Origin of the sequence: Rossellomorea sp. YZS02, assembly GCF_033963925.1 — a bacterium.
In the GTDB taxonomy this organism is placed as follows: domain Bacteria; phylum Bacillota; class Bacilli; order Bacillales; family Bacillaceae_B; genus Rossellomorea.
Genome location: NZ_JAXBLY010000007.1, coordinates 150,841 through 166,246, shown reverse-complemented (window position 1 = coordinate 166,246; position 15,406 = coordinate 150,841). Strand labels below are relative to the sequence as shown.

At 41.4% G+C, this 15,406-nt stretch carries 14 protein-coding genes, 1 riboswitch and 1 other annotated feature; of the genes, 13 read left to right on the top strand and 1 reads right to left on the bottom strand.

Annotated elements, in window-relative coordinates; all coding sequences use genetic code 11:
- The first annotated feature begins 80 nt into the window (after positions 1-80).
- The 10 genes from SLH55_RS09270 (at position 81) to metH (ending at position 11,839) form a co-directional block, all read left to right on the top strand.
- On the top strand, positions 81-260 hold the full coding sequence (locus SLH55_RS09270) for a hypothetical protein (RefSeq protein WP_219165646.1): 180 nt from the start codon (positions 81-83) through the stop codon (positions 258-260).
- 234 nt (positions 261-494) lie between these two features.
- Positions 495-1,148 carry an HAD hydrolase-like protein gene (locus SLH55_RS09265; RefSeq protein WP_320323280.1) on the top strand — a complete coding sequence of 218 codons (654 nt, stop codon included), beginning with the start codon at positions 495-497 and terminating at the stop codon, positions 1,146-1,148.
- 25 nt (positions 1,149-1,173) lie between these two features.
- Positions 1,174-1,377 (top strand): hypothetical protein, encoded by a 204-nt coding sequence (locus SLH55_RS09260; protein ID WP_320323279.1) that lies wholly within the window; start codon positions 1,174-1,176, stop codon positions 1,375-1,377.
- Positions 1,368-1,799 (top strand): hypothetical protein, encoded by a 432-nt coding sequence (locus SLH55_RS09255; protein ID WP_413787087.1) that lies wholly within the window; start codon positions 1,368-1,370, stop codon positions 1,797-1,799. Before SLH55_RS09260 ends, SLH55_RS09255 begins: the two co-directional genes overlap by 10 nt.
- A gap of 93 nt (positions 1,800-1,892) precedes the next feature.
- The gene (locus SLH55_RS09250; protein WP_320323277.1) at positions 1,893-2,519 is read left to right on the top strand and encodes a metal-dependent hydrolase; all 627 of its coding nucleotides are present in this window, start codon (positions 1,893-1,895) and stop codon (positions 2,517-2,519) included.
- Between the two features lie 57 nt (positions 2,520-2,576).
- Positions 2,577-2,820, top strand: a binding site (T-box leader).
- Positions 2,821-2,877: 57 nt separating this feature from the next.
- Positions 2,878-3,876, top strand: a complete 999-nt coding sequence (locus SLH55_RS09245; protein ID WP_320323276.1) for a tryptophan--tRNA ligase — start codon at positions 2,878-2,880, stop codon at positions 3,874-3,876.
- Positions 3,877-4,042: 166 nt separating this feature from the next.
- Positions 4,043-4,152, top strand: a riboswitch (SAM riboswitch).
- Positions 4,153-4,242: 90 nt separating this feature from the next.
- Positions 4,243-5,367, top strand: a complete 1,125-nt coding sequence (locus SLH55_RS09240) for a methionine biosynthesis PLP-dependent protein (RefSeq protein ID WP_320323275.1) — start codon at positions 4,243-4,245, stop codon at positions 5,365-5,367.
- Entirely contained in the window at positions 5,360-6,544 is a 1,185-nt protein-coding gene (gene metC / locus SLH55_RS09235) for a cystathionine beta-lyase (RefSeq protein ID WP_219165640.1), read from the top strand. The genes SLH55_RS09240 and metC overlap by 8 nt, the downstream gene beginning before the upstream one ends.
- A gap of 17 nt (positions 6,545-6,561) precedes the next feature.
- A complete protein-coding gene (locus SLH55_RS09230) occupies positions 6,562-8,412 on the top strand; it encodes a bifunctional homocysteine S-methyltransferase/methylenetetrahydrofolate reductase (RefSeq protein ID WP_320323274.1) in 1,851 nt (616 codons plus the stop codon).
- A complete protein-coding gene (gene metH, locus SLH55_RS09225) occupies positions 8,393-11,839 on the top strand; it encodes a methionine synthase (protein WP_320323273.1) in 3,447 nt (1,148 codons plus the stop codon). The genes SLH55_RS09230 and metH overlap by 20 nt, the downstream gene beginning before the upstream one ends.
- Positions 11,840-12,049: 210 nt before the next feature.
- Here metH and SLH55_RS09220 read toward each other — a convergent pair whose 3' ends face one another.
- Positions 12,050-12,247 carry a hypothetical protein gene (locus SLH55_RS09220; RefSeq protein ID WP_320323272.1) on the bottom strand — a complete coding sequence of 66 codons (198 nt, stop codon included), beginning with the start codon at positions 12,245-12,247 and terminating at the stop codon, positions 12,050-12,052.
- 492 nt (positions 12,248-12,739) lie between these two features.
- Between SLH55_RS09220 and SLH55_RS09215 the strand changes: the two genes are divergently transcribed.
- The 3 genes from SLH55_RS09215 to SLH55_RS09205 all read left to right on the top strand — a co-directional run bounded on the left by SLH55_RS09215 (position 12,740) and on the right by SLH55_RS09205 (position 15,382).
- Positions 12,740-13,585 carry an STAS domain-containing protein gene (locus SLH55_RS09215; protein WP_219165637.1) on the top strand — a complete coding sequence of 282 codons (846 nt, stop codon included), beginning with the start codon at positions 12,740-12,742 and terminating at the stop codon, positions 13,583-13,585.
- A gap of 197 nt (positions 13,586-13,782) precedes the next feature.
- Positions 13,783-14,763 carry a ring-cleaving dioxygenase gene (locus SLH55_RS09210; RefSeq protein WP_320323297.1) on the top strand — a complete coding sequence of 327 codons (981 nt, stop codon included), beginning with the start codon at positions 13,783-13,785 and terminating at the stop codon, positions 14,761-14,763.
- Between the two features lie 13 nt (positions 14,764-14,776).
- Positions 14,777-15,382 (top strand): alpha/beta hydrolase, encoded by a 606-nt coding sequence (locus SLH55_RS09205; RefSeq protein WP_219165636.1) that lies wholly within the window; start codon positions 14,777-14,779, stop codon positions 15,380-15,382.
- Positions 15,383-15,406 lie beyond the last annotated feature (24 nt).

The following is a 15,406-nucleotide window of genomic DNA, read 5'->3' as shown; positions in this document are numbered from 1 at the left end:
TTTTTGTTGAATAAGAAAATATGGTAAAGTGTTCACATATAGTAAAGATAAACACACCTTACTGAAGAAAGGGATTGTCCATGAGCGAGCTCTTGTTTATAGCTTTGTTTGTTCTTTCGTTAATGGCATTTACGTTTTTTAACGTGTCGAAGAAGAAGCATGTTTCCAAGTATCACAGGTCGCTGGCAGTCACGATTGTCATCTTCTCTGTGATCGGCATGATGTTGACGGTCCTTTATTACCTGCCCAACGCATCCTGAAGTACATGGAAAACCATTGAAAGCAAAGGACACAAGAGAGGGGTCTCGAGTGTCTTTTTTTTGTGCTATTCCTGGTGAATGATTGACCGATGACTTGATCTGTCACGGAAATAAACATCGGGGACTCTCAAATGGACGTATATTTGATATGATAAGAGCTGGTTCTATTTCAGTGACCGGGTCATGACTTAACACCAAAGATGATTGTGCTTAAGACAATAAAGGAGAATATAGATGAAAGCTGCAATGATATTTGACTTGGATGGAACGTTGTTTCAAACACATCTTATACTTGAAGATGCGCTTCATGATGCTTTCCTATCCCTTAGAGATGAAGGGATATGGACGGGTGAAGTACCCGTCTTTTCATACAGGGAACTCATGGCTGGATCCTTCGCGTCTATGTGTGCACACCTGCTACCTGACGACAAAGTGATGCAGAACAAAGTGAATGAACGGTTTCAAGCAAAACTTCAACAAAATGCTCTAAATGGAAAGGGAGACTTATTTACCCATGCAGAGGAACTATTAACTTATTTGGCAGACATGGGATCCCTAATCATTGTAATAAGTAACAGTTCCACTCAATACATACAAACAATCGTGGAACATTATTCGCTGGATCGGTGGGTTTCGTCCATTTACAGCCTGCAGGATATGGAAACGAACAACAAAGGTGACGCAATAAGAAGAGTAAAAGAGGATCATGATCTCACACACGGAGTGGTGATTGGAGATAGAATACAGGATTTTAAGGGTGCCGAGGAGAATCATTTTCTTTCAATCGGCTGTGCCTTTGGGTTTTCAGAAGAACAAGAGTTGCTTGAAGCTGACATAGTGGTGGAGGATTTGATGGAGATCAAAACCTACTTAGAGAAAGTTAAATAAATTGAAGGGGAACAGGAGGGGTCCTATGGAGAGCGAACGACTGGCCATATTGAATGAAAATGGTGAGAGGCTTGGTGTTGCTCGCCGATCAGAGGTACATAAGAAGGGGTATTGGCATGAAACCTTTCACTGCTGGCTTGCCTATTATGATGTCATCAAGCTGGATTCCTTTATCTATTTTCAATTAAGAAGTCGTGAAAAAAGGATTTTCCAGGTCTTCTGGATATAACAGCTGCAGGTCATATTCTATCTCATGAGAAGATTGAAGACGGTGTGCGAGAAGTCCATGAAGAGCTTGGGCTCATGGTGCCGTTTGAACATTTACAACCCATGGGAATGGTGAAGGGAGAGCTTGTTCAGGAGGGACTGGTAGACCGGGAGCTATCCCATGTATTCCTCTATTCTGTGCCAATATCCTATGAGGAATTCCAGCCGGATCCTTTAGAAGTGGCAGGTATATTTCGGACCGCCCTTGTCGATTTCAAATCACTTATTCAAGGTGAAACAACAGAAATAGAATTAGAGGGATTCGTGCTGAAGAACGATGGAGAAAGAGAATATAAACGTTATAATGCGGGTTATAGTCATTTTGTCCCTCATAAAAGGTCATATCTTCTGGAAATTATCAACCGAATCTCTGCACATTTATAAAAAGTAAGGCATCTTTCCCATAGTCATATAGATTAATAAAGACTATTATAGAAATCTAATATATACATAAGAAAGCATAGCAGGAGGACACAATTGAACGGTACAGCACATATGACCATTGGAGCAGCATCAGGATATATTGTGGCCAACTCGTTTGGAACAAGCCCAGGGATTACTGTAGCACTCGTAGCAATAGGCGGGGTATCTGGACTGATGCCCGATATGGATATTGACGGAAAGCTGAGTAACAAGGTTACCCTATCACCTAAAATGATCCGAGCAGTTGCGCAAATCATCGGATTTCTAATGATGGTCTATAGCTATCTGGAAGGTGCAGGAAGCGAACGGTGGTTAGGGGTCGGATATGGGGCAGGAATGATTGTACTCACAGGTTTCATTACCCAGAGGAGGATGCTCATGATCACCGGCATTGGGGTCACGGCATGTGGTTGGCAGTTGAATGAGACGTGGTTATGGTTATTGGGTGTCTATATTATCATTGCCTCATGGGTTTCACACCGGAGTTATACTCACTCCATTCTTGGTGTAGTATATTTTGGCGTGATTGCACACTTCCTCGAATCTTCCTTGATGATCGAGGGAGTCTTTGAAGCCTGTGTAATCGGATATATCAGTCATCTGATAGCGGATATGAAATACCTTCCTTTTAATAAGAGAGGTATTAAACTTTTCCTTCCTCTCTCATCGAAAGAATTCTAAATTCTTTCTCATTCTCTTGACCATTATTTACCGATCAATTAAAATAATGGAAAATAGTTTAATGCGATGAGAAAGAAGAGTAGGCGTTTGAAACATATTAGAGAGCTGATGGTTGGTGAGAATCAGTATGTTGAATTCGTTGAATGGGCTTTTGAGCATCCAGGCTGAAATAAAGTAGGCTACGGCGGATAGTCTCACCGATAAAAGAGACGATGTATCGAAGGCAACTTCTGTACATGCGAGTGCGTTTACTGGAACAGTAGGCGAATGAAGGTGGCACCACGGGTTTCCCGTCCTTTTTATAGGGATGGGAAGCCCTTTTTGTGTTATTTTAGAATGAAAAGTGAGGGGAATAGGGTTGAAAAGACAAGTTCTGACCGGAATTAAACCTACAGGAAGGATTCATTTAGGTAATTATATCGGTGCAATAAAACCTGCTTTGAAATTAGCAGAAAATGATTTTTACAACACAGCCTATTTTGTAGCGGATTACCATGGTCTTACGAAAATTCATAATCAGGCTGAAATGAAAGAACTGACTTATGGAGTTGCGGCAGCTTGGTTAGCATTAGGACTCGATCCAGACCGGGCAATCTTTTATCGTCAGTCTGATATACCTGAGATTTTTGAATTAAGCTGGATTCTAGCATGCTTTGCACCTAAAGGATTATTGAATCGAGCACATGCATATAAATCAATTGCTGAAGAAAATCATAAGATGGGCAGGGAAGCGGATGCCGGGGTCAATATGGGTGTATTCACTTATCCCATACTAATGGCGGCAGATATCCTGTTATTCCAAACGGAGATCGTCCCTGTAGGAAAGGATCAAATTCAGCATGTTGAAATCGCAAGGGACCTTGCAGAAAATTTTAACAAGCAATATGGAGAAACCTTTGTACTTCCCGATTACATTATAGAGGAAGAAACGGCTGTACTGCCAGGACTGGATGGAAGAAAAATGAGTAAAAGTTATAACAATACGATTCCCTTATTCGAAGAGCCAAAAAAGCTTCAAAAATTAATCAACAAAATTAAAACAGATTCTTCTCCTCCTGAAGAACCTAAAAATCCAGAATCGTCCATCATATTTTCTTTATACAGAGAATTTGCAACACCCGAACAAGTAGAAGAAATGAGAAAAAGGTATCAAAGAGGAATAGGCTGGGGGCAAGCGAAGAAAGAACTTTTTGAAGTCATGAATTCATTTATTGAAGAACCGCGAGCACAGTATGAGGCACTAATGGCCAGCCCTGAAAAATTGGATGCCATTCTACAAGAAGGTGCTGTCAAGGCAAGAAAAAAGGCGATTCCCTTTATGACAGAGATAAAAACAAAGATAGGGATCTTTCATTGAGATTCACGCCTAAACGCATTTGTTGTTTGGTTATTCAGTCTGAAGAAAACGCCTTCGGATGAATAGGTACATTTGTATTATTTTCGGATAATTCATAATTATCATTGACTTTCGTGCTTCTTTGTTATAAGTTATGGGAAAGTTATTTTTCACAAAATCATATAGTTTCTTATCAAGAGAGGTAGAGGGACTGGCCCGAAGACACCTCAGCAACCAGCCGTGAGTTTAGGTATGGTGCTAATTCCAGCAAGTTGATGTCAACTTGGACGATAAGAGGGAGAACGAATGTACAAAACCTTCTTATTTTCAGTAAGAAGGTTTTTTGTTTTTTCCCTTTTCGTATTCAAGATAGAAAAGGAGAGAAGAATGTTGAAAAATCATATTGATACAATGCTTGTCCAGGCAGGAAATCGGAAAGATCCTGCAACGGGTGCTGTGAGCCTGCCCATTCATTTGTCGACTGCCTATGAACATAAAGGGATTGGACAATCGACAGGTTATGATTACACAAGAACTGGAAATCCAACACGTGCTACTTTAGAGGATACCCTTGCGCGCTTGGAGGAGGGGCATAAGGCATTTGCCTTTAGTTCGGGTATGGCAGCGATTCAGGCCATTCTTAGCTTATTTAATAGTGGGGATGAATTGATTGTTTCAAAAGACTTATACGGCGGAAGCTATCGTTTATTCATACAGTATGAAAGACAATACAGTATCAAATTTCATTTCGTCGATACAAGTGATCCTGTCTCCATTGAAGAACAAATCACTAACAGAACCAAGGCCATTTTTCTCGAAACACCGACCAATCCATTAATGAATGAAGCAAGTATTTCTGAGGTTTCCCGACTTGCTAAACGTAACGGTTTGATATTAATTGTTGATAATACCTTCTATACACCGATCCTGCAGAAGCCACTTAGTGAAGGAGCAGACATTGTAATCCACAGTGCGACAAAATACTTAGGGGGGCATAATGACGTTTTGGCAGGTGTTGTGATTGTAAAGACAGAGGAACTGGGGGAAAAAATCTACACCGTTCAAAATTCTATCGGTGCAGTTCTATCACCATTCGATTGTTGGCTCTTATTAAGAGGAATGAAAACACTTAGTCTCAGAATGGCTCAACACGAAAAAAATGCTAAAGAAGTCACACAGTTTCTTGATTCGCATGAATATGTAACAGACGTTTTGTATCCGGGTAAAGGAGGCATGCTTTCCTTTCGTATAGCAAAGGAAGAATGGGTTGCTCCCTTTCTTCAAAAACTAAACATTATTACGTTTGCCGAAAGTTTAGGGGGGGTTGAAAGCTTTATCACTTATCCCGCCACTCAAACACATGCAGACATTCCTGAAGAAGAGCGAAACAGGTTAGGTATCTGCAACAGACTTCTACGGTTCTCTGTAGGAATTGAATATATTGATGACCTGATTGAAGATCTGGAGAATGTTTTTCAACAATTGGAAAAAGAGGTGCTTACGTATGAGTAAAAAACCATTTTCACTTCAGACGTCACTCATTCATTCTCACGGATTTGATAAAGAAACAGGAGCGGTCTCTACGCCAATCCATCATGCAACAACTTTTCATCAACAGGATTTCGATCAGTACGGAACCTATGACTACAGCCGATCGGGAAATCCAACGAGGGAAACCGTCGAGGAAACGATAGCTGAGCTCGAAGGAGGGATAAGGGGCTTTGCCTTTTCATCGGGAATGGCGGCAATCTCCACAAGCTTTTTATTATTGTCGAGCGGGGATCATGTTCTCGTATCAGAAGAAGTGTACGGTGGGACCTACAGGATGATCACGGAAGTCCTCACTAAGTTTGATATTGAATACTCCTTTGTGAACATGAAGGACCTGCATGAAGTGGCTTGTTCAATAAAACACAATACAAAAGTGATCTATATGGAGACACCATCGAATCCACTCCTGAACATCACGGATATTGAGGGAGTCGTGAAGCTTGCCAAGGCAAATGGATGTTTAACGTTTCTTGATAATACATTCATGACTCCACTGCTTCAAAGACCGATCAGTCTGGGTGTAGATGTTGTCCTCCACAGTGCCACGAAGTTTCTTGCCGGGCATAGTGATGTCTTAGCGGGGCTTGCGGTAACGGGTGATGAAGAGATTGCCTCGAAGCTTGCTTTCCTTCAGAATTCGTTCGGAGCGGTACTCGGGGTACAAGATTGCTGGCTTCTCTTGAGGGGACTCAAAACTCTGCATGTAAGATTGAAGGAATCTTCAGAATCCGCATATAAGATTGCTACCTTCCTGGAAAACAGAAAGGAAGTAGAAGAAGTGTACTACCCTGGCTTGAGCTATCATCCCGGTCGTGAAATACAAGTTCGACAAGCTGAGGGTCCTGGGGCGGTTCTTTCCTTCCGATTAAAAGGGGAAGATGAAGTAAAGCAACTCATACAAAATATAAATATTCCCGTATTTGCCGTCAGTCTGGGAGCAGTAGAGTCCATTTTATCCTATCCATCAAGAATGTCACATGCTTCCATGCCCAAAGAGGAACGAGAGCGGAGAGGGATTACTGATGGTTTATTACGATTGTCAGTAGGACTTGAAAACGTGGATGAATTAATTTCCGATCTTAAAAAGGGTTTGGATAGTATACAAGAAATCAATCGAGACAACGTAATAAATTTATAGTAAAAGGAGGGGATGTCATGAAGCCGTTGCTGGAAGCACTGAAAGAGAGAATCTTACTTGCAGATGGTGCGATTGGAACGTTGTTGTATTCATATGGAGTGGACAGATGCTTTGAAGAGCTGAATCTTTCTCACCCAAATGAAGTGTTGAAAGTCCATAAAGAGTATATTGATGCAGGAGCAGATATCATACAGACCAATACGTATGGAGCCAATTATCAAAAGCTTTCCAGATACGGATTGGAGGAATCGGTTAAAGAAATTAATACAGCTGCAGTGCGTCTGGCAAGAAAAGCTGCGGGAGAGAACACCTATATTCTGGGCACGATCGGGGGAATCAGGGGCATTAAACAAAATGTGTCCCTCGAAGAAATCAAAAGAAGCTTTCGTGAACAGCTATACTGTTTATTATTAGAGGGTGTAGATGGCATACTGCTTGAAACCTTTTATGATTTTGAAGAATTAACCACTGTATTAAACATTACTAAACGTGAAGCAGACATTCCTGTTATTGCTCAAGTTTCCCTTCATGAAACCGGAGTTCTTCAAAATGGAATGGAAATAAAAGACGCCCTTCTACAATTAGAATTACTGGGAGCCGATGTTGTCGGCATCAATTGCCGCATGGGGCCATTTCATATGGTGAATTCCCTGGAGGGGGTACCACTACCAAAAAGGGCGTTTCTATCCGTCTATCCGAATGCCAGTCTGCCGAACTATGAAGAAGGTCGATTCTATTACTCTGCTGAACCTGATTACTTTGGTGATATAAGCAACGAATTGAGACTGCAAGGTGCAAGAATCATTGGTGGCTGCTGCGGAACCACACCTGATCACATTCGTTCTGTAGCTGCAAGGTTAAAAAGCCGGGAGCCCGTGAAAGAAAAAAAGGTTAAAAAGAAAAAAGTTGTTCAGTTATCGTCACCTTCTATCAAGGCAAACTTGCTGCATGAGCAGGTAAGAGAAAATAAAACGATCATTGTTGAACTAGATCCACCTAAACACCTTGACACGAAGCTATTCTTCCAAGGTGCTGAGGCATTAAAGGAAGCTGGAATTGATGCACTAACGCTTGCTGACAATCCGTTAGCGTCGCCTCGAATAAGTAATGATGCCATTGGAAGCCTGGTCAAATCCAAGTTTGACCTTACACCTTTGGTCCACATCACTTGCCGGGATCGAAACCTGATTGGACTTCAGTCCCATTTAATGGGCTTACACACGTTAGAGATACACAATATATTAGCGATAACGGGTGACCCTGCCAAGATTGGAGATTTTCCAGGGGCAGCATCCGTTTATGATTTATCTTCCCTCGAACTCATTGAATTGATTAAACAGAACAATGAGGGTATATCCTTTTCCGGTAAATCACTCCGGGAACGAACTCAATTTTCAGTAGGTGCAGCTTTTAATCCGAATTTCCGTCATTTAGACGCTTCTGTAAAAAGACTTGAAAAGAAAAAGAAAGCAGGTGCTGACTATTTTATTTCTCAACCGATCTTTGGGAAAGAGCAGCTGTTTCAAGTACATGTGGCTACAAAGCATTTAGATGTTCCCATTTTTATAGGGATCATGCCGCTGATCAGCTCAAGAAATGCAGAGTTTCTCCATCATGAAGTACCTGGGATAAACGTTCCAGAAGAAACAAGACAAAGAATGAAGGAAGCAGGAAGTGATCCTGTCGCTGCAAGAACAGTTGGAATGGAGATAGCAAAAGACTTACTTGATACAGCAATAGAACTTTTTAATGGGATTTATCTTATCACGCCTTTTGTCAGGTACGATATGAGCATTGAACTGATTCATCATATACAAGAGAAAACCAACACAGAAAGAGAGGTTCCCTATGGCCATCACTTTGTTTGAAGAACAGCTTAGGAAAAAAATACTTGTACTCGATGGAGCAATGGGAACGATGCTTCAACAAGCGAATTTATCCCCGGAGGATTTTGGTGGAGAAGAGCTTGAGGGCTGTAATGAAAATCTGGTATTGACAGCGCCGGAGGTCATTTATCAGATTCATCTGGAATATTTGAAAGCCGGAGCTGATGTGATTGAAACAAACACCTTTGGTGCTACCCCCATTGTACTGGACGAATATGAGATAGGCTCAAAAGCATATGAAATTAATAAAAAAGCAGCTGAAATCGCCAAAAGAGCTGTAGAAGATGTCTCAACCTCCGAGTGGCCCAGGTTTGTTGCAGGATCTCTAGGTCCCACTACCAAAACCTTATCCGTAACAGGAGGAATAAGCTTTGATGCGTTAGTAGAAAACTATCGTGTTCAAGCAGAAGGTCTTCTCGATGGAGGCGTTGATGTACTACTTCTCGAAACGAGTCAGGATGCTTTAAATGTAAAAGCGGCAAACCTCGGCATTCGAACTGCCTTTGACTCCAAAGGGAAAGAGATTCCCATATTGTTATCCGGAACCATTGAGCCGATGGGCACTACACTCGCGGGGCAGACAATCGAAGCATTTTATTTATCTCTTGAACATTTAAACCCTTTGGTCGTTGGTCTGAACTGTGCAACCGGACCTGAATTTATGAGGGATCATATTCGTTCCTTATCAAGTCTGGCAACTACTTATGTCAGCTGTTATCCGAATGCAGGATTACCTGATGAAGAGGGAAATTACAATGAGACTGCTGATTCACTCAGTGTAAAGATGAAGGGTTTTGCTGAGAAAGGCTGGCTGAATCTTGTTGGAGGGTGCTGTGGAACCACACCGGAGCACATCCGTGCCCTTTCAGAAGTGGTGAAGGGATTCCCTCCTCGTAAACCTAAAGAATCTCATCCTCATGCAGTGTCAGGAATTGAACCGTTTGTTTATGAAGATCCAGATAGAAGACCGATTCTGGTCGGTGAACGGACGAATGTCATCGGTTCGCGAAAATTCAAACGATTGATCGCAGAGAATAAGATAGAAGAAGCTTCAGAGATTGCGAGAGCGCAAGTGAAAAATGGAGCTCAGGTAATCGATATCTGCCTTGCGGATCCCGATCGTGAAGAGGTAGAAGATATGAATGTATTTATCCAGGAAGTGGTGAAAAAAGTAAAAGTTCCACTTGTTATTGATTCGACGGATGAGAAAGTGCTTGAGACCGCATTGAAGTATTCTCAAGGAAAAGTAATTATTAACTCGATTAATCTGGAAGATGGGGAAGAACGGTTCGAGAAGATAACAAAATTGATGAAGGAATACGGAGCAGCGGTTGTGGTAGGCACAATTGATGAAAAGGGAATGGGAGTGTCTGTAGAGCGAAAGGTAGACATTGCCATCCGCTCACATAAACTGTTAACTGAGAAATATGGAATAGCTTCAGAAGACATCATCTTTGACCCCCTTGTATTCCCAGTGGGAACAGGAGATCAGCAATATATCGGTTCAGCCAATGCTACAGTTGAAGGGATAAGACAGATAAAAGAATTCTTTCCTGAGTGCCCTCATATCTTAGGGGTTAGTAACGTATCATTTGGACTGCCCCCTGTCGGAAGGGAAGTCCTAAATGCGGTATATCTTTACCACTGTACGAAAGCGGGACTTGATTATGCCATCGTCAATACGGAAAAATTAGAGCGTTTTGCCTCCATTCCTGAAGAAGAGGTTCGAATGGCCGAGAAACTCCTTTTTGAGACGACCGATGAAACACTGGCAGAATTTACTGCGTTTTATAGGGGTAAAAAGAAAGAAGTAAAGGTACCAGTCAACACGATGACATTGGAAGAAAGGCTGGCACATTATGTGGTGGAAGGGACGAAGGAAGGACTGATTGACGATCTAAATATCGCCTTGGAAAAGTATGACGCACCCCTTGAAATCATCAATGGGCCCCTTATGGCTGGAATGAGTGAAGTCGGAAGGTTGTTTAATGATAACCAGTTGATCGTAGCGGAAGTATTACAAAGTGCCGAGGTAATGAAAGCATCCGTAGCTCATCTGGAAACGCATATGGAACAAACGGAAAATTCTTCTTCAAAGGGAAAGGTGATCTTGGCTACGGTTAAGGGAGATGTTCATGATATTGGTAAGAATCTTGTTGATATTATCCTCAGTAACAATGGATATGAAGTAATTGATTTAGGCATTAAAGTGACACCACAGGAACTGATCGGGGTCATACGGGAAGAAAAGCCCGATATCGTAGGTTTGTCCGGACTCCTTGTGAAGTCTGCACAGCAGATGGTCATTACTGCCCAAGACTTAAAACAGTCTGATATATCAGTTCCTCTGGTAGTAGGAGGTGCGGCCCTCACCCGAAAATTCACTACAAATAAAATTGGCAGGGAATACGATGGCCTGGTTCTTTATGCGAAGGATGCAATGGATGGACTTAGCATCATGAATGGGATTCAACATGAAGAAACGAGGCTGCGGTTGGAAGAGGAGAGTCGCGAAAAATTAAGAAAGGTCGTATCGACTGAAGAATCTCCGAATCGAAATACATCTTCTGTTGCGGTGAAAATACGTTCCACTGTTTCAAAAGATGTAAAAGTCCATGTTCCTTCTGACTTGATTCCCCACACCATTAAAGAATTTTCACTTGATCAAATCCATCCCTACATTAATCAGCAGATGCTTCTTGGGCACCATTTAGGGATCAAAGGGAAAATTTCAAGATTACTGGAAGAAGGAGACGAAAGAACGGTCGGCCTTAAAGCAGTGACGGATGAATTGTTCCAAAAAGCAAAAAAGGAAGGGATGATTCAGGCATCTGCTCGATATCAATTCTTTCCGGCTCAATCTGAAGGTGATGATGTTGTTATCTATCACCCGGATGATTCCTCCACAGAAATAGAAAGATTTCATTTTCCAAGACAAATCGGAAACCAACATCTGTGTTTAGCGGATTACTTAAGGCCGGTAGCAAGTGGAGAAATGGATTATGTCGGTTTTTTTGCCGTCACAGCCGGTGTGAAAATCAGGCAGTGGGCGAAGGAATTGAAAGAGAAAGGAAGGTTCCTCGAAAGCCACGCACTCCAGGCTATCGCTTTAGAAACAGCAGAAGGACTCGCAGAAAGAGTACATGAAATGATGAGAAGCCGTTGGGGATTCCCCGACCCTGTTGACTTGACAATGCAGGACCGGTTCAGGACTCATTACCAGGGGCAACGTTTTTCATTTGGATATCCTGCATGTCCTGAGCTTGAAGATCAGAAAAAGTTGTTTAAGCTAATTCAACCTGAAAGAATCGGGATTCAGTTAACAGAAGGCTGTATGATGGAACCGGAAGCTTCCGTAACCGCCATGGTCTTTGCTCACCCCGAAGCAAGATATTTCAATGTACTATAAACCATAGTAAAAAGGCAACTTCTCAGAGTGGAGTTGCCTTTTTCATTGATGTCGCTAGATTAAATAGTAATTCTTATTAAACTGCCGGTAGAATCCCCAGGGATTCCTTGTTATAAGAAAAATGGATAATTGGATAATGTAAGAACTTAAGGTTAAGGGTTATTGGATGAAGGATAATCGGCTTGTAGAGTAATAAAGGGGAAACAGAGATTAAGAAGAGTGATTTTCTGTTTTAACACTTTGATTACTGAACGTTGTTTCAATTATTTCAAGTATTCTTTCTTCTGAGAATCCGGTGACCATCGATAGATTAAGTAAACTCGGCTTGATTCCGATTGACAAACAAAAATGATAGGCACTTCGGATAGCAAGTGTATCAATACACTTTCGAGTCAGTTTCTTCTTCATTCTCTCATCAGCTCCCAACAATTTTGACATATGACTCAGTAGTAGCTTTACGACATCATATTAAGATTCGGGGTTGGTTTCTAATAGGAGATCCCTATACATCAAAATAGTATATCGAGACATACCCTTGCTGTCTGTTTCACTATCAATATCATCATTATACACTTTATATTGTGAATTGTAGAGTTAAATTACAAAATGTTGTAATGTTTTTGGAAAATACACATTCTTCTGATAGTATATTGGTTATTATTATGATAAGCACATATAGCGCTGGCAAATAAAATGGGTTTTGAAGTTGATTTTTATCAGTGTTCTACCCTCTTGAATGACTTTGTTCCCTGATTGTGTATATAATAAAGGGGAGTAAAGGTAGTATCAATGTTTTTTAGGGATTAGCTCCTTGAAGAGTATGATTTCCAGACTGCTCATAATGTCAGATAGGGAATAAGAAGTTAGTCATTTTGTTCGATATTGTAGGAGGAATCATACATGCATAGAAACAAGGAATTACATACTTTTTTATTAAGTAGGGCTCGTCAATTGACAGATGAGTGGTATGACTCTCTGGATAAAAATGCGACAAGTGGTGTTTATTCTTCAAAAGATCCGAAAGTGGTAGAAAAATTAAAAAGTCAAAACTTTCAGTTTCATGGCATCCTATGTCATGTTTTTGCTGAGGATATGGAAACGTTTCATAAAAAATTAGATGAATGGGTTTTGTCCATTGCCAGTGATAAAGAACATTTAGAGACGCCCACTCACCATATTCTTAAGGAGTTTATGAGGGTTAGAAATCAATACCTGGATTTCTTGAAGGAATATGCTGAAGAGCATACAAATGAAGGTATAGTTGATTCGTTGAATATGTGGAGCAAGGTGCTCATTGAAGCATTTGATCGAGTAATGCTGCGATTTGTAGAGTTGCAGTCTGAAGTCGTAGATCAGCAGCTACTGAATCAGCAGGAAATCATCAATGAACTAAGCTCACCAATCATTTCACTAAATTCCGAAACAGCTCTTTTACCTCTTGTCGGAAATATTGACCCTTCCAGAGCAGAGCTTATATTAGAGAATGCTTTGGAACAATGTGTTGCAATGGAAGTCTCCCAACTATTTATTGATTTATCCGGAGTCGTGTTAATTGACACGATGGTAGCGCATCAAATTTTTCAACTAATTGATGCACTTCAGCTGATCGGAGTAAAACCGATCTTATCAGGTCTGAGACCCGAGATAGCACAAACTGCGGTTCAACTGGGATTGAATTTTGAAAATCTCACCATTACATCCACTTTGTCACAGGCATTGACCATTAAACAAAATGAAGACGTGTAAGTTAGAAAAGCATCCTTATGTACGGATGCTTTTTTTTTGATCAAGTTGCCCCGACTAAATGACCAAGGCGATTAAAAAGGAATTTCCACAATATATATTTGTTAATAAGTCTTGAAATTAAATATCTTGAATTAAAGATAATTATCGTGTATGATATAGGTAATAGGAAATACTATTATTCAAGGAGTGAACTTATGATGAACCTTAAACCATTAAAGGGGCAGCATCACGTTTCTGCCATTACCGCCAATGCAAAGAAAAACTATGAATTTTATACGAAGACCCTTGGCTTACGATTAGTGAAAAAATCCATTAACCAAGACGATACCTCTGTCTACCACCTTTTCTATGCAGATGAGAGAGGGAACCCGGGGACGGACCTTACATTCTTTGAAATCCCACATGCAGGAAACACATATACGGGTACGAACAGCATCTCAATGACTGCACTAAGGGTGAATAACGATGATTCCTTGGCTTATTGGAAACAACGTTTTGAAGAGTTTGGTGTAGAACATGACGATATTTCCCATCATACCGGGCGTGCTACATTGAGCTTCCGTGATTTTGAAGGACAGCGACTTATGTTAGTATCAGACGAAATGAATGATGGGGTGGCTGGAGGAAAACCGTGGGTTAAGAGTCCGGTTCCTGTTGAACACGGGGTACTCGGTTTAGGGCCCGTCACTTTAACGGTTGCCCGTGGAGATGATACAGCAATTGTGCTTACTGAAGTATTGGGCTTTAAAGAAACAAGGAGCTTTCCTTCAGATATTAAAGGGCAGCCTGATATACGCGTATTCGAAACAGGGGAAGGTGGAACTGGAGGAGAGGTGTATCTTCAAGAAAGAAGCGATATCCCACGGGAAAGACCTGGTCGAGGAAGTGTCCATCACGTTGCTTTCCGTGTAGAAGACGAAAGTGAACTTCAAAAATGGGTGGAGTGGATCACTCAAAACCGTTTGCCGAACTCAGGTTTTGTAGAGCGCTACTATTTCCGTTCCCTTTACTTCCGTGAACCAAATGGAATCCTCTTTGAACTTGCAACAGACGGTCCCGGCTTTGAAACGGATGAGGAGTTCGATACATTAGGTGAAAATTTATCGCTTCCTCCATATTTCGAATCTCAAAGAGAATCTATTGAAGCGAAATTAAAGCCGTTGGATACGAAAGAATAAGGAGGGAAAGAACTTGAAACATCTATACAAGCAGGGAAACAAAAAACTGCCTACACTCTTATTGCTTCATGGAACAGGTGGGGATGAACGTGATTTACTTCCCCTTGCCGCAATGATAGCACCTGAAGCTTCCGTATTAAGTGTAAAAGGAAACGTGGATGAAAATGGCATGGCCCGTTTTTTTGCCCGCTTACGAGAAGGTGTATTCGATGAGGAAGATTTGCTCTTCCGTACGCGCGAATTGAAAGAATTCATTGATGAGAGCGCAGTTGATTATGGATTTGATCGTGACAATGTCGTAGCTTTGGGGTATTCGAATGGTGCAAACATCGCAGCCAGCTTGATGTATCATATAAATAAATCTTTAAAGGGAGGTATCCTGTTTCATGCCATGGTCCCACGGAGGGGTGTAGATCTGCCTGAATTAAATGGTGTTCCCGTCTTCATCGGTGCAGGGAAGCGTGATCCTCTTATACCAATGGCCGAGACTGAAGAACTTGTGAAGAATCTAAAGAATGCCCATTCATCTGTTACTGAGTTTTGGACAGATGGAGGCCATGAGCTTCGTCGGGAGGAAGTGGAAGAGGCGAAGCGATGGTTTGAGGAAAACTTTCAATGATGGTTGAAACTCCGGTGACAAATG

Bases quoted from the DNA above. Each gene is read 5' to 3' on its own strand.
- SLH55_RS09270 (WP_219165646.1), top strand. From the start codon at position 81: ATGAGCGAGCTCTTGTTTATAGCTTTGTTTGTTCTTTCGTTAATGGCA.
- SLH55_RS09265 (WP_320323280.1), top strand. From the start codon at position 495: ATGAAAGCTGCAATGATATTTGACTTGGATGGAACGTTGTTTCAAACA.
- SLH55_RS09260 (WP_320323279.1), top strand. From the start codon at position 1,174: ATGGAGAGCGAACGACTGGCCATATTGAATGAAAATGGTGAGAGGCTT.
- SLH55_RS09240 (WP_320323275.1), top strand. From the start codon at position 4,243: ATGTTGAAAAATCATATTGATACAATGCTTGTCCAGGCAGGAAATCGG.
- metC (WP_219165640.1), top strand. From the start codon at position 5,360: ATGAGTAAAAAACCATTTTCACTTCAGACGTCACTCATTCATTCTCAC.
- SLH55_RS09230 (WP_320323274.1), top strand. From the start codon at position 6,562: ATGAAGCCGTTGCTGGAAGCACTGAAAGAGAGAATCTTACTTGCAGAT.
- metH (WP_320323273.1), top strand. From the start codon at position 8,393: ATGGCCATCACTTTGTTTGAAGAACAGCTTAGGAAAAAAATACTTGTA.
- SLH55_RS09220 (WP_320323272.1), bottom strand. From the start codon at position 12,247: ATGAAGAAGAAACTGACTCGAAAGTGTATTGATACACTTGCTATCCGA.
- SLH55_RS09215 (WP_219165637.1), top strand. From the start codon at position 12,740: ATGCATAGAAACAAGGAATTACATACTTTTTTATTAAGTAGGGCTCGT.
- SLH55_RS09210 (WP_320323297.1), top strand. From the start codon at position 13,783: ATGAACCTTAAACCATTAAAGGGGCAGCATCACGTTTCTGCCATTACC.